Source organism: Pseudomonas fluorescens HK44, from assembly GCF_000217955.3.
Lineage (GTDB): Bacteria > Pseudomonadota > Gammaproteobacteria > Pseudomonadales > Pseudomonadaceae > Aquipseudomonas > Aquipseudomonas fluorescens_AQ.
This window is the reverse complement of record NZ_AFOY02000013.1, coordinates 1-16,629: the sequence shown is the minus strand read 5'-3', so window position 1 is coordinate 16,629 and position 16,629 is coordinate 1. Positions and strand designations below refer to the sequence as shown.

18 protein-coding genes are annotated in these 16,629 nt (G+C 53.5%); 8 read left to right on the top strand and 10 right to left on the bottom strand.

The annotated features are described in order from the left end of the window. Both HK44_RS12070 and HK44_RS12065 read right to left on the bottom strand, forming a co-directional pair. A partial coding sequence (locus tag HK44_RS12070) for a relaxase/mobilization nuclease domain-containing protein (RefSeq protein ID WP_052014746.1) occupies positions 1 to 2,517 on the bottom strand: 2,517 nt, incomplete at its 3' end. Then, a complete protein-coding gene (locus tag HK44_RS12065) occupies positions 2,517 to 2,885 on the bottom strand; it encodes a plasmid mobilization protein (RefSeq protein WP_080690615.1) in 369 nt (122 codons plus the stop codon). The genes HK44_RS12065 and HK44_RS12070, both read right to left, overlap by 1 nt. 554 nt (positions 2,886 to 3,439) lie before the next feature. On the opposite strand from HK44_RS12065, the gene HK44_RS12060 reads away from it, so the two are divergent. The 3 genes from HK44_RS12060 to HK44_RS12050 all read left to right on the top strand — a co-directional run bounded on the left by HK44_RS12060 (position 3,440) and on the right by HK44_RS12050 (position 5,600). After that, entirely contained in the window at positions 3,440 to 3,925 is a 486-nt protein-coding gene (locus HK44_RS12060) for a hypothetical protein (RefSeq protein WP_019692607.1), read from the top strand. A gap of 735 nt (positions 3,926 to 4,660) precedes the next feature. Further along, a complete protein-coding gene (locus HK44_RS12055) occupies positions 4,661 to 5,302 on the top strand; it encodes an AAA family ATPase (protein WP_019692608.1) in 642 nt (213 codons plus the stop codon). Further along, positions 5,295 to 5,600, top strand: coding sequence for a hypothetical protein (locus tag HK44_RS12050; protein WP_019692609.1), 306 nt, complete (start codon positions 5,295 to 5,297; stop codon positions 5,598 to 5,600). The genes HK44_RS12055 and HK44_RS12050 overlap by 8 nt, the downstream gene beginning before the upstream one ends. A 72-nt stretch (positions 5,601 to 5,672) precedes the next feature. Here the strand turns inward: HK44_RS12050 and HK44_RS12045 are convergent, their stop codons facing one another. The 3 genes from HK44_RS12045 to HK44_RS12035 all read right to left on the bottom strand — a co-directional run bounded on the left by HK44_RS12045 (position 5,673) and on the right by HK44_RS12035 (position 7,586). Further along, positions 5,673 to 6,107: a hypothetical protein gene (locus tag HK44_RS12045; protein ID WP_019692610.1), complete on the bottom strand. Its 435-nt coding sequence runs from the start codon at positions 6,105 to 6,107 to the stop codon at positions 5,673 to 5,675. A gap of 302 nt (positions 6,108 to 6,409) precedes the next feature. Next, positions 6,410 to 6,718 (bottom strand): hypothetical protein, encoded by a 309-nt coding sequence (locus HK44_RS12040; RefSeq protein ID WP_019692611.1) that lies wholly within the window; start codon positions 6,716 to 6,718, stop codon positions 6,410 to 6,412. A 394-nt stretch (positions 6,719 to 7,112) separates the two neighbouring features. Then, complete coding sequence (locus HK44_RS12035; protein WP_019692612.1) at positions 7,113 to 7,586, bottom strand: hypothetical protein; 474 nt, start codon at positions 7,584 to 7,586, stop codon at positions 7,113 to 7,115. A 422-nt stretch (positions 7,587 to 8,008) separates the two neighbouring features. Here HK44_RS12035 and HK44_RS12030 point away from each other — a divergent pair, with 422 nt between their 5' ends. Continuing rightward, the gene (locus HK44_RS12030) at positions 8,009 to 8,488 is read left to right on the top strand and encodes a hypothetical protein (protein ID WP_019692614.1); all 480 of its coding nucleotides are present in this window, start codon (positions 8,009 to 8,011) and stop codon (positions 8,486 to 8,488) included. A 118-nt stretch (positions 8,489 to 8,606) separates the two neighbouring features. Here HK44_RS12030 and HK44_RS12025 read toward each other — a convergent pair whose 3' ends face one another. Then, the gene (locus tag HK44_RS12025; protein ID WP_019692615.1) at positions 8,607 to 9,221 is read right to left on the bottom strand and encodes a hypothetical protein; all 615 of its coding nucleotides are present in this window, start codon (positions 9,219 to 9,221) and stop codon (positions 8,607 to 8,609) included. A 255-nt stretch (positions 9,222 to 9,476) separates the two neighbouring features. Continuing rightward, positions 9,477 to 9,689: a hypothetical protein gene (locus tag HK44_RS12020; RefSeq protein WP_019692617.1), complete on the bottom strand. Its 213-nt coding sequence runs from the start codon at positions 9,687 to 9,689 to the stop codon at positions 9,477 to 9,479. 188 nt (positions 9,690 to 9,877) lie between these two features. On the opposite strand from HK44_RS12020, the gene HK44_RS12015 reads away from it, so the two are divergent. Both HK44_RS12015 and HK44_RS12010 read left to right on the top strand, forming a co-directional pair. Continuing rightward, entirely contained in the window at positions 9,878 to 10,261 is a 384-nt protein-coding gene (locus HK44_RS12015; RefSeq protein ID WP_019692618.1) for a DUF2513 domain-containing protein, read from the top strand. Further along, positions 10,258 to 11,232, top strand: a complete 975-nt coding sequence (locus HK44_RS12010) for a tyrosine-type recombinase/integrase (RefSeq protein WP_019692619.1) — start codon at positions 10,258 to 10,260, stop codon at positions 11,230 to 11,232. The genes HK44_RS12015 and HK44_RS12010 overlap by 4 nt, the downstream gene beginning before the upstream one ends. Positions 11,233 to 11,237: 5 nt before the next feature. Here the strand turns inward: HK44_RS12010 and HK44_RS12005 are convergent, their stop codons facing one another. Continuing rightward, positions 11,238 to 11,702: a hypothetical protein gene (locus tag HK44_RS12005; protein WP_019692620.1), complete on the bottom strand. Its 465-nt coding sequence runs from the start codon at positions 11,700 to 11,702 to the stop codon at positions 11,238 to 11,240. Between the two features lie 272 nt (positions 11,703 to 11,974). Here HK44_RS12005 and HK44_RS29430 point away from each other — a divergent pair, with 272 nt between their 5' ends. Then, positions 11,975 to 12,514, top strand: coding sequence for a DNA methyltransferase (locus tag HK44_RS29430; RefSeq protein WP_024264880.1), 540 nt, complete (start codon positions 11,975 to 11,977; stop codon positions 12,512 to 12,514). Further along, positions 12,468 to 13,331, top strand: a complete 864-nt coding sequence (locus HK44_RS29425; protein WP_198424418.1) for a DNA methyltransferase — start codon at positions 12,468 to 12,470, stop codon at positions 13,329 to 13,331. Before HK44_RS29430 ends, HK44_RS29425 begins: the two co-directional genes overlap by 47 nt. Positions 13,332 to 13,664: 333 nt before the next feature. On the opposite strand, the gene HK44_RS29420 is transcribed toward HK44_RS29425, so the two are convergent. Together HK44_RS29420 and HK44_RS11990 are read right to left on the bottom strand one after the other, a co-directional pair. After that, complete coding sequence (locus HK44_RS29420) at positions 13,665 to 13,856, bottom strand: hypothetical protein (protein ID WP_198424417.1); 192 nt, start codon at positions 13,854 to 13,856, stop codon at positions 13,665 to 13,667. Between the two features lie 1,331 nt (positions 13,857 to 15,187). Further along, the gene (locus HK44_RS11990) at positions 15,188 to 16,192 is read right to left on the bottom strand and encodes a replication initiation protein (RefSeq protein WP_019692623.1); all 1,005 of its coding nucleotides are present in this window, start codon (positions 16,190 to 16,192) and stop codon (positions 15,188 to 15,190) included. Positions 16,193 to 16,629: the final 437 nt, after the last annotated feature.

Sequence of the window (16,629 nt, the reverse complement as noted above, 5' to 3'; positions counted from 1 at the left end):
TAGTTCAGCTGCCTTCGCCCGGCGCGCACTGTCAGCCTCGCCGCTCGCTTTCACTTGCGCGTCATACGCCTTGACCTCTGAATCCTGCCGGCTCTCCGCCCGTTTCATCAGATCAGGATGCCGTCTTGCAGCCTCCGTTGCGATGTCGACGCTGGCCAGATCCTTGCCTTCCTTCACCAGCGCAACACGCGTGAAAGCCTGCGCAACCGCATCAGCGGCATGCCGCTCATCGCCTGCAGCGACTGGCGAATCATCAAAAACAGCGCGATACGCTTGTGAAGGTTTGACGCCCTGCCGCGCCATGGATTCGAGCACGCCTTGTTCAACGACTTTAGGGTCGTACTTGCCAGCAAAAAACATCGACTGATCGTTTAGAGCCGACCTGCACGCATCACTTAGCAAGCCTTTGCGCAGGTGTTTGCCACCCACGTCGACAAAATCGCGCTCTCCAATTACCAGCGTTTTTTCGATAGCTGATGCCAGCAGCGCTTGCGCTTTGGCCTCAACCGCTTCGGCTTTGATCTCGCCCAGGAGCTCCGCTGCAGCCGGCGCCACTTGGCCAGTTCCGGCAGTCAGACTGGCCCCGGTGAAGCCGACCAGGCGCCCTGCCATTCCAGCCGCTTTGTCGACCCCGACCATGTCTTCGATACGCTTGGTCAGCGCCTTGCGCTCGGTGGCTGACATGGTTGCGCCTGTCGCGATCCACGCCTGATGTTTGCCGGCAAACTCCACAACGGCGGCAGGCGCCAGGCCGATGGCCTCCATTTTTTTGATGTCCTGGTTATCCAGGCCTTTGAGCATGATCAGGCCAGCCGAGTCGCTCGGCTGAACGCTGACGGTGTAGTTACGCGCTGACAAGTGCGACAGGTTTTTGATGACCTTCGGATCTTGCAGATCCTGGGCGCTGTACACCTTCGTGATCGTCTCGGCTTTTTTGTTTGCCGGCGTGCAAGTGACTTGGAATTTGCCGGCGCCCATGGCACTGGCAAAGCGCTGCATTTCCACGGCTCGCCAGCTGGAATCAAGCGACCGGTCAGCAAGCTGAGACAGGCGATTGCTCGCCGGCTTGTCGAGTTCCGCCTGGCGTTTTTTCGCGTTGGCCATGTCTTCATGGTGCTGTTTTTTCTGGCGAGCCAAAACCTCACGCTCAGCTTTGAGACGCCCGCTGTGTGCGGCCTGCAGGAGTTCGTCTATCACCTTGTCGCCAGTGGTGATAAGGCCTGCACCAGAGACTTCTACGCCCGTACCAATACCAGCCCCAACGTCCCCAGACTGATGACTATGTTCACTAGGACGAGCCACTGCAGGGACTGCAGCAGCGGCGGTTTTTTCGGTGCTTGTGCCTGGACTTTCGGCGCCTGCGCCTGGTCTTTCGATTGGGCTTTCGGCGTCTGTGCCGGCAATGCTTGCGCCGGCTTCTGAGCCGATGTCGCGGGCTTCGGCGCTGGTTTCAACGTCTCGGCGCTCGTCCGCAGATCGCTCAACACGTCCCGAAGCTCCTGCAGGATCTGCGTGATCGGCTCGATCACTGGCACGATCTGCTCCGCCAGGAGTTCGCCGTATATCGATGGCGTGTCCTGCATCTTTTGGATCGCTGTTTCGATCTGCGCTGCCGGGTTGAATGCCGTCAGCATTTTTTGCATCTCGATCACTGCCAACTGCATGTCCAGCGCTGGCTTTGAGTCCGTGTAGGAGTTCGCTTTCTCGGTCTTGGTCATACGTTAAACCACGCTTTTGAAGTGAGGATAATTTGTAGCTGTCACCGAGCTTTGAGCCAGAGAAATACACGTCGCTACCCTGAAGGCCGAACGAAAAACCATTGAGTCGACCGGTCGAGGCGATAGCGGGCTGCACATCGACGCCGGCCACCTGCAGGCGCTCGACGAATTGCGTCACGCTGGGCTTACCGTGCATCGCCTGATCAACCAGCTTTTGCAGTTGCTTGCGCGGTGGTTCGGTTTCGGTGCGAACGGCTTTTTCGATCTCGCTTTTGCTGAGCTTGGATTTGCTCGGCATTACGACCCTGCCCTTTTCGTCGTAAGTCGGGGCATCGGTTGGTCTCAGGCCGTATTTGCCTTCCAGTTCACTGATGATCTTGGTGCTTTTGAAGTTTTCATTTCGGCCCAAGAACAGCTCTCCATCGAGGCCGATGCGTGAAGCAATGATGTGGATGTGCTGCCCTTCCGGGTCATCGTGCAGGATGTACACGCGCTGGTGATGGTCAGAGAAACCCATGCGCTTCATGTACTCGTCGCCGATTTCCACCCACTTCTCGCGGCTGAGCTCGTCCCCTGTCGGCAGCCGCAAGCTGTTGTGCCAAACGGGTTTGGCCACATCGGGCCTGACCGCTCTTGAAGCGGCGAACTCGGCAGCCAGGCTCTCAGGGTCATCACCGGACATGTTGCCGCCGATCACCTCACCCTCAAGATCCCGAGGATCTTTTTTGTCCCCGAAAAATCCATAGGCCACCGTTCCGGCAAAGCCGCTGCCTCTGGAGATTTTCTGCATGCCTTTCATTACAACGCCCCTTGAATCAGCGCCATTCGGAAAGCGTGCAACTCTTTGCGCAGCTGATCAAAGTCGAATGGATCGCTGTCGATGTTCAGTTGCCGCGCAATTTGGTTCAAATTGGCTGCGGCCCTGGCTAACTCCGAATATGCCTGCAAGTTCAGTTCAGGGACGGTCACGCTATAAGGAGTTTTGCCGGCAAACACCTGGGCGCGGATATAGTCGCAAAGTTCAATACGCTTTTTGACACGACCGCAAAGTTCGATATATTCAACTTCATTGAAATACACGCTAACCCGCTTGTTTCTTTTAACAGCCGGGTTGGGATTGGGCTTAGGCCCACGCCGCCGCTTTGGCTTGCTTTGCTCTTGGTTCATGGCTTTTCGCTCTTATAGTTTTTGATCTGCTTTTGATCTCTTCCCAAGCAAAGCGCCGGGGAGCAAGGCCGGAAAGAAGGGAGCGCAGCGACCGGAGTGACGGAACTCGGCGGAGCCGAGTTAGCCCTTGCTCCTGAGCTCTACCCGCTTAAAAAGGGCATCTACTAATTGCCCTTGTTTTGCCTTTGCTGCTTTCTCTTGATTGCCTTTACATCATCAAAAAAGAGCACAACCCAAGTCAACGTATTTCAAGCAGAGTGGTTTTTATGGATAGATCAAGAGCCAAATCAAAGGCGAAGTAGTTGGGTAGTGAGTAGATCAAGATCAAGATCAAGATCAAGATCAAGATCAAGATCAAGATCAAGATCAAGATCAAGATCAAGATCAAGATCAAGATCAACAGCAAAGTCAGCCAGGTTAGATAGTAAATCAACATCAAAAGCGGATTGGTCTGGGTATTCAATAGATCAAAAGCTAAAGCGGACTTGCCTTTTTGTCACCAGATTACTACCCTAACAGTTATATGCGTTAAGGTATTGAACAGGAGAGACCAGATGGATACCAGGCTGCGCAACCAATTGTTGGGCGACTACTCGAAGGACGTCGGTGCTGCTTATAAAGAGCTGACCAGCGCCGTAAAAGCCCTGCGAGAACAACAGCTCGAAAGCGTCGAGTACCGCAAAGCCATGGCTCGAATCACAGGGATCTGCGGCGCTGAATGCAGTGCAGGGAGCAAGCGGCTCATGCGGGCCGTCGTGCTCGATGCCTTGGAACGAGCCAAAAAGACAGGGCTCGACATCACGCCAACGGTCGCGCAGCACGTCGCCGAGCGCCTCCTGGGTCGCGGCGTCGACAAGCGCAGCACCCTGGAAAGCTTCGCTACGCCGGGACGAACGGCGGCGAACAAAAGCCAGGTCGGCGCTGCTGACCTCGCTGACATCGAGGCGGCGATCAAGGCTGAATTAGAGCGCTTCGCGGCGGCCATGGCCGAGATCAAAGACAGCCACGCGCAGATCTACAAAGCCGAGGTCAAGGCCTAACGGCCATTGCTTCTAAACCCTAACAGATATATATGTTAGGGCATGGTCGAGGTTCAGCGGCCCATCCCCAAGCAACCGCCAATGAGGTGGCCAGGTGCGAGCCTGAGTTAGCTCAACATCCCCGTAATACCCTAACAGATATATTCTTTAGGATAATAGTCTGCGCCGCTTTGCCGACAAAAAGCTCGAGGTCGGCTAGGGATGAGTTGGCTTTTCTTCGGCGCAGCCGGCTGACCTGAAGCGCCCAAATCGCTGGAGCCGCCAGGCGACCAAGCGTTGGGCGCAAATCGGCTTTTTGGGGGTAAAGCCAGCCCCGCCATGGCGGGAAAGGGCGACCCTCCCCCTCCCCTGCGGGTAGGTCACCGCAAAAGCAGCCACCACAGACAGGCAGACCACAAAAAGGTACGGCACCACCCCCAATAAGAGTCCGCATGCGTACCTTATTGAGATCCGTATACGTACCCTTACATAGACCGCACTCGTACCTTTTAACGGTACGACCAACGTACCCATACAAGATACGCCGACGCACCCTTTCAAGATACGCATGCGTACCTTTTAATTGGACTGTGTGCGTTCCTTATTTAGGTATGCCTATTACTTGTCGAGATCTCCCCTCCCCCTCCGTGAGCGAGCCCATAAGTCGACTCTAAATACCACTTGATCCAATCATAATTATGAATTATGATTTGTGAATTATGAATTCATAACAACAGCTCATTGCGGAGTCACCCAATGATTACGATTGTCGGATGCAACAAGGGCGGCGCCTCGAAGACCACGACCGCCACCAACCTGTCGGTTGGCCTGGCCAAGCGCGGCAAGGACGTGTGCCTGGTCGATGCCGACCAGCAGCGTAGCGCGGCCAAGTGGCACGCGGAGCGTGAAGAAAATAGCAATCTTCCAGCCATCACACTGGTTGAAAAACTTGGTAGCATCGCTTCAACTTTACGAAGTCTTAATGAAAAATATGAGCATGTCATTGTCGACGTGGCCGGGAGGAATTCTCGCGAGCTGATCACAGGCGGCATGGTCGCCGACTTGATTATTGCCCCGCACCAAAACAGCCAATTTGATCTCGACACCCTGGAAGAACTGCAAGACCAACTAGTGAACTGGCGCGACCACAATCCTGAACTGCAGGTGCGCATTTATCACACGATGGCCAGCACCAACGCGTCAGTGAAAGAGAAGGAGAGGGCGGAGTTTTTAGCCTACCTGGCAGAATTCCCCGACTTCCAGGTGCTGCAGTCAGTCGGCTTTTCACGCAAAGTCTATAAGGACGCTGCCTGCGAAGGCTTGTCGGTTCTGGAAACCGGCAACGCGATTGCCGCTGCTGAGATCAACGCGCTGATGCAGGAGGTGTTCAATGTCTAAGCCGCGCAGCCAATCCGCCGCAGGTCGGCACCCCACCAGCCCGACGATCATCGATCAACTGGCTGATCAACTGGCCGACCAAATCGCCGATAAGCCCTACGGCCAGAAAAAAGCCAAAGCGGCTGATTCGAAAAAAACAGTTGATCCAGAGCAAAAAGCTCAAGCCATCGGAATCAGTTTACCGCCATCGATGATCGAAAAACTGCAAGACGCGGCGCTGGTAAACAAGCGCGGCGGGCACGGCCAAAAGACCGTGAGCGGGATCATTCGCGAGCTGCTGGAACGCGAAGGCTACTAGCTTCATAATTATTAATTCATAATTATGAATTCACAAAACGGGGCGTCCTGCCCCTTTTTTGTGCCTGCTCGTTTACTCGCCCTGGGCAGCCTTAGGCTTGGCCTCCGGCTGGGGCCTGGCAAAGCCGGCCTTGCGCAACGCCGTGCGGGTGGCATCGAGCTCAGCCCACAGCGCATCGGCCTTTTCCTGGGTAAAGTTATTCTCAGGTTTTTCCGGATCTACCAACGCCTCCGGGTCTTCCAGTGCCCGGCGAAAGCTCGACAGAAAGTTCGCCGTGTATTTCAGCGAGCGCCTCTTCGACTCCAGCTGATCACCCGCCTGGCGCTTCTGCAGTTCCGCCTCCAGCTGCGTGACCTCGTCCGCCTCCAGCACCTTGCGCAGCTCCGCAGGGATGCTCAAGGCGGTCTTATCAAGGCTGGCAAACATGGTCTCGACGCTACGACCACGCTCCGACGAATAGCTGACCCTCAACAGCTGCAGCTTGGTGCCCTTCTCTTTGATGCGCATTTTACGTCCCCCGGTTGTTGTCCCTATGAGCATAATTGTAGGGTACGCATGCGTACCTTGTCAATACACGCATGCGTCTTTTTTTAGGGTACGTATGCGTACCTTAATAAGATACGTAGACGCACGTTTTAAATATACGTCGCCGTACCTTTTAAATGGGCGACCAGCGTACCCCTATCGGGTACAGGCCGTTTTTCAGCTGCAGGGGTCGGGCGGTCGGTGGCCGAAGGTCGCCGGCAGGCCGGCGCCAGGTGCCGCCAGGCGACGTTGTGACTGTTAAACAGGGGGTACGGTTGGGACAGTCAAACAGGGGCCATGGCCGCTGCCAGGCGCTCGCTGAGCTGTTCGACCAGGCCATCGGGAAAACACCAGGACGGCGGGCTGGCTTCCCAGCGCCACCCCGAAGGCCGCTCACGCTCAAGTCGGTACGGCTGCAGCAAGGCCTGCAGCGCGGCGGGGATGTGCTGCACCGGATACCAGTACACGCCACAGTAGGGTGGCTCCTGCGGCAACGCGGCCACGCCGTCGACCAGTTCCTGCAGGGTGCGTGCATCGAGTACGCCGGCTGCCGCGTGCCACAGTTGGCCAATGTCCGCTTCGAGATCCTCCATGCGTGTCCTCCTGGTTGTTTGAATCGTTTACTGCGCCGGTAAGAAAAGGGCCAGAAATTCAAAAAACGGGATCATCCGAGGTCACGGAAACCCCGTAAAATCAGGCTTTTCATCAAATTGGGTTGTTCACAAGGGTCAGCTTGTATATCCTTGTAGTTGAGGACTGCAAACGCGCATTTCCGGGCTTGGTTTTCCAGTATTGGCCCCCCGGACTTTCGGCAGCAGTGAAACTGGTACTCACTGACGTAGGGACAATCGATAGGCCACCTTCGTATGGCTGCTTGACTCGGTTGGATTCTGAACCAAGAGACACGGAAACGAGTCTCGAAGCTAAAGAATCGCTGCGACTATAGCCTCTCGATTCAAGACGAAAGCGGCCCACGGGCCGCTTTTTTCATGCCCAGTTTTTGGCAATGGTGCCGACCTGGATGCCCATCGGCTTTGCGCGCGGCGTCCAGGTGACCACTGAATAGTGGAACCCCAGGTTACGATCTCCGGGCAGCGGCTCCAGCAGCAACGTTCCGTCCTGCGTCCGCAGGATCGTGATGCGATTCATCGCCGCTCGAGCATGGGCCGGGTCGTGGTAGATCTCGGCGCCCAGCACAATCAGATCGGCCACAAACCGGGGCACATCCTCCGGCGTGGTACAGCCCCGCCTGCGCAGCTCCGTCTTCTTGCCTTCCCAAATGTGTTGGACGCCGTAGCCAGCCGCTGGCTGTCCTGGCCTTATACGGTGCATACCGGCCTTCAGGTAGATCAAGGCTTCGACAGCGCCCAGGCGAGCAATCGCCGGGATCACGCCGAACACTTCGCCGCCATTGGGGTGCTGTACCAGCTGGTTCGGCTTGAGTTTAAGAATTCCTGTCACGCGGCCCCCATTTCATCGTGGTGGCATTTTACCTGCTTTTTCGAAGGCCGTTGGTAGCTGCGCCCAGCCGCCGCCAGGCCCTGGTCTGTGCCGTCGAAATCGGTGCGGATCTGCATGTGTTTTCTGCCTCGTCTGCGATTGAGATGGGCTCACTCTGGCGTCACGACCTGCGTGCCAGAAGCCTCTGTCCCAATTCTGAAGCCGAAAAAACCCGCCTTTTTGGGTCACTTTGCATGGTTTCGCATTTTCAAAAAAAGCGAGTGATCAGTTAATGCGAAAAATTCTCAATTGGGTCTATTCAGTGCGAATAACGGGTGATATGTAAAACAGCTCCTATGCCAGGCCCAGGCTTGGGGGTTGCGCGGTCATTTGCTCCATCCGCATACTGTCATGACAACAACAAGAGCGACGGAGATAGCGCCATGTTAGAAGCAAAAACCTTTGTTTTATCTGAAAATAACCGCGTGATGTGGGCCAAAGCAGGGACAACTTTCCCCGGCGAAAAACTGAACCAGGTGGTGACAAGAACGCTCGTAGATCTTCCAAAAAATCGCGACCTTGTCGATTTTTACGAAATTCGGCGGACTGATGTTCCTGCCGCTTTTGACGCGTTGCTCAAGCTTCAAAATACCGGCGCAGCAAGTCGGTACATTGAGACCGATGAGCAAGAGTTTCGGGAAGTTTTGAGAGTCGAAGTGACGCTTATGGACGCGATCATGCTTGCGCTTGCGCTGCTGCTTGACGTGATTCTTTGCATGCTTTCGCCAAGTGCAACTACAAGCACAAGTTCCTCTGGTAAACCACCGCTGGCGGTTACGCCAGTAGTGCCTGAAATCAAGCCATACGTGCCGAGCTGGAAGCGGCATCAACAAAGAATCGGCTACGACGAGCCGACACTATAAAAAAGGCACTGAAGGCCTTGCCCGCTTGGACTGCTGAGCAGTAAGCGCTCGCGCTGTCGGGCCTGGTGTAACCCACAAAAAATCCCGCTGATTGGCGGGATTTTTTGTGGACTCGATATTACCCTTCAATCAGATCCAGTACTTTTTGACCGTCGGGCATCCCTGACATCGTTCTCAGAAAAACAACGTTGCGCTTGAGGATTTTCTTGAGCTCAGCGGCGGGCAGAGGGCGCTCCAAGACACTGAAGCCCTGCAGCTTCTGATAATGAGTTTCGTCTTTATCGCCATCGTGATCGCCGATCTCAACTTTTCCGGTGCCCCGACCGTAGGCGACGATGCCTTTGCCATTCTCATACAAGAACACCACGTCATCTTTTTTGATCCGGTCGATGTTGAATTTCCAAGGCGAGTAGAAAGCGGCGGCAGCACCATTTGCCAGCATCCACTCATGGTCTTCGAGGTTATTGCCCTTGTTCGTGTTCAGAACGTGAAACCCACTGACGGAAGGTTCTTCAAGCTCGGCTTCGGTTTTTTCAGCGCCATCTAGGGTTTCCTTCGCAATGGCGGCCCCTTTCTCCAACAACTTAAGCATGACCTCCTGCTTGGAGATCTCGATTTCGTCCGCCAGCCCCTCGATGAACGAATACAGTTCTTTGGGCATTCTTACGGTAGACGCGACCAGCTCTTTTTTTGCTTTCTTGGAGTTTTCGATCAGCGAAATGATGTCGTTCATGTGATGCTCCTATTGGTTAACTATAGGCATCATTTCATGATTCAAAAAATGAATCAATATACAAATCAAATTTAAATCATGCTGGGAATCTGCATGTGCGTCGTACCACGTGCTAGCGAACCCAGCTCGCTGCTGGCCTTCAGCCCTTGCCCAAAGGGGCTTTCCCCTCTGGCCTCCCAGGTTTGCCATGTAGCAGGCGGTCAGGGAATAGCTCCCCTGACCACCTGCCATGAGCGTTTAGGTCGCTCCAGGACGTCACTCCATAATCCAGTCCCAGAGGGCACCGACGCCTTTAGCAGTAAGCATTCCAGCGCTGACGGCGCCGACGGCGCCCGCAGCAGCCAAGGCTACAGGGGCTTCAACTGGAATCAGCGCCACTACAACGAACGCTGCTGCCGTTCCTGCGGCCTGTTGAAGGGTCTTTTTCATGTCAGCGTCATCGCTGTAATCAATATGCGGAAGCTTCATGGTGTCGTTCTCCACGGTTAGAGAACCCCCTATTCTGAACCTGTCCTAGAACCTTGACTCCCTTTGACTCAGATCCTGGCAAGCGGCCTGCTTAAAAACCTATCCGAGTAAGGTCAAGCTCGGTTGCTCATAACCGTGCCTCTATATGTGATAATGTCCTTTATCACATATAGAAAAGGATACCCTGGATGAAGCTCGACAAAGACCTGGTGCGCGAAATTTTGCTGGTTGTCGAAGCCAGTGAAGAAGATCCACGTGCAAGCATTTCGTTAGTAGTCGAAGGTAAAACACCGATGGTGATTTCTTACCACGTCATGCTGCTGCATGAGGCAGGGCTGCTGGTAGGACAGAGTCATAATCACCTAGGGCCGGGTGGATTCATTTGGGAGCCCAAGCATTTGACCTATAGAGGCCATGAGTTCCTCGACACCGTCCGCGACGGTGAGGTGTGGCGTCGTACCAAGGCCGGTGCGGAAAAGGCAGGTGTTGCAGGTCTCGGCGTCTTGCTGGAGCTAGGGAAGGCCTACGGCAAGGAAGTGCTCAAGGAAAAGCTGGGAATTGAGCTGTCATGAGCGGGCTTGTCCTGACGGGCTCAATCACGGCCCACGTCCCGGCGCTGGTCACTCAGGCCGGCGAACGGGCCGGCGAACGGGCCGGGGTACGTTTTCTGGAGTTCTTCACGGGCAATATCCGCAACCCGAATACCCGGCGTGCCTATGCGCGGGCGGTGAATGAGTTTTTGACCTGGTGCCAGGCCGTGGGCGTTCCCGACTTGGGCGCCGTGGCTCCGCTGCACGTGGCGACCTGGATCGAGCTGCAAACAAAAACCTTGGCCGCGCCTTCGGTGAAACAACGACTGGCGGCGATCCGACACCTGTTCGACTGGTTGGTGGTCGGTCAGGTGGTGCCGCATAACCCAGCGGCTTCGGTGCGCGGGCCGAGCTATAGCGCTCGCACCGGTAAAACCCCGGTGCTCGATCCATCCGAAGCGCGACAGATCCTGGACAGCATCGATGTCAGCACGCCGGCTGGGCTGCGTGACCGCGCGTTGATTGCGTTGATGGTGTTTTCGTTCGCCCGCATCGGTGCTGCCCTGGCCATGAAGGTCGAAGACGTCTACACGCAGAATCGCCGGTTGTGGGTGCGGCTGCGTGAGAAGGGCGGTAAGCAGCATGCGATGCCCTGTCATCACCTGTTGGAAGAGTACCTATACGGGTACCTGGGGCAGACCGGAATCGAGGGTGATCCGAAGAGCCCTTTGTTTCGCACCATTGGGCGGGGTACTGGGCAACTGAGTGCCACGGCCCTGCCGCAAGCGAACGCGCATGCCATGGTGCGGCGACGGGCTTTGGCGGCTGGGCTCAAAACGTTGATCGGCAACCATACGTTCCGGGCCACTGGGATCACGGCCTACCTGAAGAACGGCGGCACCCTGGAAAACGCCGCAGCTATGGCCAATCATGCCTCGACCCGTACCACCCAGCTCTATGATCGGCGCAGCGATGACATCAGCCTGGATGAGGTGGAACGGATTCGGGTGTGAGCGAATTAATCTGGAGCCGTACTCAGATGGAGCTCTCTAATCAGTGCTCTGCGATAGCGCAACGGTGCTCCATTGAGTTCAATAAACAGCAATCGATTCGCCGCGCTCACCAGCATGGGCATCTGATGGCTGGGAATGCAGACATAGCCCGTTAGCTGTTTGTCATTGGTATAAAGCGAACCGATAGCCGATGGTTGCTCTACCAAGGTATCTAACCATGGATCAGCGACTAAACGCAGGAGTGCTTCTGGATATTTGAACACCTCGGGCTCAATAACATGACCATGCAACGTCAAGGTGGCCATCTCTTTAAAATGGCTTTTCCCTTGCCACCTATCCGTAGGCCTGGCGAGGCAGAACGACCAGCTGAAATCCCAGCTTGTGATCTGTATTTCATACCGAGCAAACAGCGTCTCTAAACGAGGTCGGCCACGTTTTTTTGAATGCTTAGTTTTAGGGGGGAGTGCCATAGCCTTTCCACATCGCCTCGTCGGCTTCAGCTGTCTGCGCTGGCTAATGAGTATGGGGAAAAACGAACCTGGTGTGCTTCCCGTGCATCCCCCCAACCCCTTGGTGAAGGCAGATCCGCTTCCGCAGCTGCCTCCCTGTTAAGAGTAAAGGCCGCTTCTTTGAAGACCAACGGGGCACATTAGTCAGTAAAATAAAATAAATAAGGTAACCACTGGTTACCTCTAAAACAATGCGTTAGAATGACAGGATCAACCTATACCTAGAGGATCGTATGGCAACTGGAATTTCGAAAAAAGAACAGCACAGTGTTGACTCTTTAACAGCAGTCATGCCACATCGAGATCCGCACCCGCTGCCTTACACGAATTTTTTCGAGTTTACTTATCCTAATAAAATTTCAGTCGCAGAAATATTAAAGCCATTGCCTTCGTCGTTTTTGAAAGTGATGAGAAGCGGCGAAACAAAAAAAATAACAACAGTAGACGATAATAGTATTATTTTGGCGGATAACTATTTTGGTCTGCATAAGCTGTTAGAGTCAGGTGAAAAAGCTACTCTTATCTATCTTGATCCTCCCTATAATACAGGTATGGATTTTCAGACTAGAGATTTAAAGCATGCTTATAACGATCAAATAAGCGATACTGCGTACATAGAATTTATGCGCCGCCGACTTATACTTATGCGAGAAATTTTATCTGATGATGGTTCCATCTATTTACATATTGGCCACCAGATGGTGGCGCAACTAAAAATAGTCATGGATGAAGTTTTCGGCGTTAAAAAACTTCAGAAATATTATCACTCGTAGAAAATGCAGCAGTAAAAATTTTACAAAACATCAATATGCAAACATAAATGACTATATTCTTTTTTATTCCAAGACTGACAATTATAAATGGAATAAACCAGGGCAAAAACCAAGTGACGAATGGATTAGCAAGGAATACACTAAGGTTGATGAAAAGGGACAGTATAAACTGGTTCCAGTTCATGCCCCCGGCACCAGACATGGACAGACCGGATTAGAGTGGCGCGGAATGCTTCCCCCTCCAGGTAAGCACTGGCAGTATGTACCATCTAAACTAGATGCGTTGGATGCCGCAGGCGATATTCATTGGTCAAAAAACGGAAACCCACGTAGAAAAGTATATTTAACTGATGATAAACAGAGGCCTTACACTGATTATTGGGAAGATTTTAGAGATGCACATCATCAAAGTATTGTCATTTCTGGATATCCAACAGAAAAAAACTATGACATGTTGAAAATGATAGTTGGCGCTAGTAGTGATCCAGGTGATCTGGTATTAGATCCGTTCAATGGGTCGGGAACCACTATGCACGCCGCTTGCGAGCTCGGACGCAGGTGTGTAGGCATAGATCAATCATTTGCTGCTATTGAGGCCACGCTGAAGCGCTTGCGCAAAGGATTGTCGCCTATGGGTGACTACGTACAAAAAAATAACGACAAATCAAAAGAGAAATATCAAGACCTTTTTGGCTTCGATAAAGAGAGTCTGGAATCTGTTCGTGCCTCGAACACCGACTATGATATTTCATTTATAGCCGATGCCGAGCTTTTAGACACATTCAAAGACGAGATACTTGAATTAGCTGCGATTTGATGCAACGGACAATAGCCAGTCTCGTGTTATACGTAAGTCAGCAGTTTTAAGAGTTGTCACTCTGACGTGATCGAGCCAAGATCCATCTAGGGCGCAGGTCTCTTCCCACGTATCGCCATGGGAAAGACCTGGGCCATCGGATAAAAATATAATTCTTATTGAGTCATTGGTTTTTTCGCAGAATTGTCTGGCTTTTAAGACCTTGTGTGAATTGCCTCCTGTGCGATCATCAGATTGAGCTCCTCCCCTCGTTGAGTCATATCTAGCGAAACCAATAGCTAACGCTTCTTGCGTGCTTTTATTTCTGATTACAAAGTCGCAAGGATATTGCCCTTAAAATTCAGAAAACAAAGTGTTTAATTCTATATCGCGTCCCGCGCCACGCGGCCCTTCTATTATCATTTCTCTTGAAAATTTATAATTAAACCAATCAAAAAATATTCCTGTTAAAGCATAGCCAGAGCTACCTCTTGTATCGTATTCACCAAGCAAGGCGCAGAGAGCAGACTTATAATCATCACGCATATCTGAAAACTGTTGTTTTAATAATTCAATCGGCTTAAAAGTATGACCGTAATTTAATACTAAACTATTAGTGCTAACTGATCTGATTTTTTTGTTTTTTCAGTATCGAGAACGGGGCTAACACAACGTCGAAAAAGTTTAAGTAACGACATGCGTGTTTTAGAGTCTATTTTGTCGGCTCTGATCCGATCTAGTAGCTCTGCGCTGCTGCTCGATAACCGTATATATTCTCGAAAAAGCTCTACGTGACTGTAGTAAATATTTATCTGGTTATCTAGTGTTTCAGGAAATCTTATAACGTTATCTATTGCAGTTATAATAGAGTCAACATCCCGAACATTTCGCATAAAGCTGAGTGACATTATTTGACCTCCTTGTGTGGGTGCGGCATTGGGCCGATTTTTTTTCTGTCTGTCTACGGGGCCTGTGTTGTGACTGGCTATCAATCTGCATGCGCATAGCGGGACATATGTTCAATGCGGGGGTACAGACAAGGCGCTGCTGGTTGAAATGTGGCGGGGTCGTGGTCACCAGTACCGCCACTTCTGGCGTACCGGCCTGCCGGGGCCTGGCTTCAGAGCAATTCAACGCCTGTTGAGCGACATCCGTTCGGCTTTTGCGCCGCCCTGGTGAGCTGGCCATGTCTCAACCGCTGACGCGCCGCGTCTCAAAAACCGGCTACGGTTTGAGAATTCGAGTCGCACACGGTGAGAACTGATGAAAAAGGGGTATCAGCAAGGGGCTCTTGAAGCGCTTATAAGCGCTTCTGCGCTGCGCGAGTGTCGCGCCGTCCGTGTAGACGCCGGCTGGGCTATCGAAGCGCGTGTCGGCCTGCGGTGGCTTCCTGTGCGGTCTCGCCGCGAACCCGTCAGAGTCTGGTCGAGCCTGACGGCGGTCGAGCGCTTTTGCACCCGTGCAGGCATCAAGCAGCTCCTGGTCGAACTCTGATATCGAGGGATCGCCACTTCCGGCCAGGGGCCGGGCTGCTCTTGATCTGGCTTTATCCGGCGCTGTTGGCCATCAAGCTTGTGATCTGGCGTTTGATGTAGATCTTGATCTGCCGCTTTGAGGCCAACCGCCCGCCAGGGCAGCCCCTGGGCTTGTCGGCAAACCGGCGAAGCCAGGCCCCTGTCTGACTATGGTTCGTTTGTCTCATTGGTTTGCGTGGCATTTGCAGTGAGCTACTGCAGAGCTGGTTTCTATTTTCTATGGGATCAGAAGACACACAACACCTTCTGCTCACGATGACCAGACAAAGGCCCAGTCTCTCCCTGCTGTCTACCGACACACGCGTACGGCAGGGGCCGGTTTGACTATGGCTTCGTAGAGTGTCACGGACGAGATCCATTCTCATCTTCCGCCTTGCGGTCGCGATACCAAGTTTTCCGGCTAATGCCCAGGGCTTCCCACGGCTTCCCCTGGGTCGGTCTTTTGGCCCGCACAGCTTTCATCTGATCGCTCATGGTGACGCCCTGTTTCTCTGCGGCTTCCGCTCGCACCTTGGCGCTGATGCGGCCACCACGGGCGCCCCTGTAGGCTTGTAGGTCGCTAAACGCGGCATCGCTCAAGGTGCCGCTGTAGGTTTTCCACGTCCACTTAGCCACGCTTGAAACGATGTGTTTCAACTCGTTCGGGGCTAGGGGCGGGTTTTGCGTGCTGTTGTAATCGTCAGCACGGGCGGCCAGGTAGCGCTTCCAGGTGGCTTCGGTCGAGTCTTCGCGGTACATCATGACGTGCTGATAAGCATGGAAGCGCAACAAGTCGAAGACCGCGACGTTGCGGCCAATGCTGCCGTTGCTCAGCGCTTCTTCACGCTGCTCGGCTTTGCAGGGGCCCGCTAATTCCAACCCATCTTCCAGCTCGTGCAGCGTGTACGGTGCTTCGCGCAAGTTGATCAGACGCCAATCCAAGTGGATCGGATTTTTCGCGATGTGCCCGGTATAGGCCGGGTCGCCGTTCAGGGCAAAAATCAGCGCGGCTTCAATGGCAGCGGCGTAGCGCGTGGCTTTGATCTTGGCAAAATCGCCTTTTGGCACCGGCCTGGCCAGCGCGTAGTACGCATGCGCCCTGCCGCTCAGCGGGTTAACCGCCAAAAAATTCGGAGTCGGCACGTCACCGTCCAAGATCGCTTTCATCTGCCGCGAGATCGGGTCGGAAATCACCGGGTGATCGATGTCGATAACGATCCAGTGCATCGCAGACGGATTGTTGAACTGGATATGGCGATACGCCAATGCCAGCACGAGCGGCTTCATGTCCGGTTTACCCGGAAAGTAGTCGATGCACGACGGACGACGGGGCAGCCTCTGGGCTGTGAAAAGATCTAACTGACGCATGACCACCACCTAGACGCAAAAAGCGTCCTAAGGCGGAGGTCATATCTTGAAAACCCGGAGGGGTTATGCATAGAATGACGCTCCTGGGGGAGCTAGGTCGCCTCGCCGCCACAGCAAAGTCCGATCTAGTTCCCTGAGTTCTTTTAAAAAACCCGCCCCCAAGGCGGGTTTTTTTTGCGTTGAATTTTGATTGCAACGGCTCTTGTTGATGTTTCGAGTGGCCGTTTGGCTGGGCAATCAGGTAGTTATAACAAAAACCTCGACAATGCTGCTAGATAGCGTTCCAGAGCGTCCATGCTCGATCCTGCGAATGCCCTATATTTTTCAACGGTTTTGAACGCCAAACTTTTTTCACTGAGGCTTGAGGGTCAGGCTGTTTTGTCGCTCCATGGCGACTTTCTGCGCTGCTTCACTAGCTTTCGCGATGCGCTCTAGTT

Excerpts from the sequence above, each read along its gene's own strand:
- HK44_RS12065 (WP_080690615.1), bottom strand. The coding sequence starts at position 2,885 with ATGAACCAAGAGCAAAGCAAGCCAAAGCGGCGGCGTGGGCCTAAGCCC.
- HK44_RS12060 (WP_019692607.1), top strand. The coding sequence starts at position 3,440 with ATGGATACCAGGCTGCGCAACCAATTGTTGGGCGACTACTCGAAGGAC.
- HK44_RS12055 (WP_019692608.1), top strand. The coding sequence starts at position 4,661 with ATGATTACGATTGTCGGATGCAACAAGGGCGGCGCCTCGAAGACCACG.
- HK44_RS12050 (WP_019692609.1), top strand. The coding sequence starts at position 5,295 with ATGTCTAAGCCGCGCAGCCAATCCGCCGCAGGTCGGCACCCCACCAGC.
- HK44_RS12045 (WP_019692610.1), bottom strand. The coding sequence starts at position 6,107 with ATGCGCATCAAAGAGAAGGGCACCAAGCTGCAGCTGTTGAGGGTCAGC.
- HK44_RS12040 (WP_019692611.1), bottom strand. The coding sequence starts at position 6,718 with ATGGAGGATCTCGAAGCGGACATTGGCCAACTGTGGCACGCGGCAGCC.
- HK44_RS12030 (WP_019692614.1), top strand. The coding sequence starts at position 8,009 with ATGTTAGAAGCAAAAACCTTTGTTTTATCTGAAAATAACCGCGTGATG.
- HK44_RS12025 (WP_019692615.1), bottom strand. The coding sequence starts at position 9,221 with ATGAACGACATCATTTCGCTGATCGAAAACTCCAAGAAAGCAAAAAAA.
- HK44_RS12020 (WP_019692617.1), bottom strand. The coding sequence starts at position 9,689 with ATGAAGCTTCCGCATATTGATTACAGCGATGACGCTGACATGAAAAAG.
- HK44_RS12015 (WP_019692618.1), top strand. The coding sequence starts at position 9,878 with ATGAAGCTCGACAAAGACCTGGTGCGCGAAATTTTGCTGGTTGTCGAA.
- HK44_RS12010 (WP_019692619.1), top strand. The coding sequence starts at position 10,258 with ATGAGCGGGCTTGTCCTGACGGGCTCAATCACGGCCCACGTCCCGGCG.
- HK44_RS12005 (WP_019692620.1), bottom strand. The coding sequence starts at position 11,702 with ATGGCACTCCCCCCTAAAACTAAGCATTCAAAAAAACGTGGCCGACCT.
- HK44_RS29430 (WP_024264880.1), top strand. The coding sequence starts at position 11,975 with ATGGCAACTGGAATTTCGAAAAAAGAACAGCACAGTGTTGACTCTTTA.
- HK44_RS29425 (WP_198424418.1), top strand. The coding sequence starts at position 12,468 with ATGAAGTTTTCGGCGTTAAAAAACTTCAGAAATATTATCACTCGTAGA.
- HK44_RS29420 (WP_198424417.1), bottom strand. The coding sequence starts at position 13,856 with ATGCGTGATGATTATAAGTCTGCTCTCTGCGCCTTGCTTGGTGAATAC.
- HK44_RS11990 (WP_019692623.1), bottom strand. The coding sequence starts at position 16,192 with ATGCGTCAGTTAGATCTTTTCACAGCCCAGAGGCTGCCCCGTCGTCCG.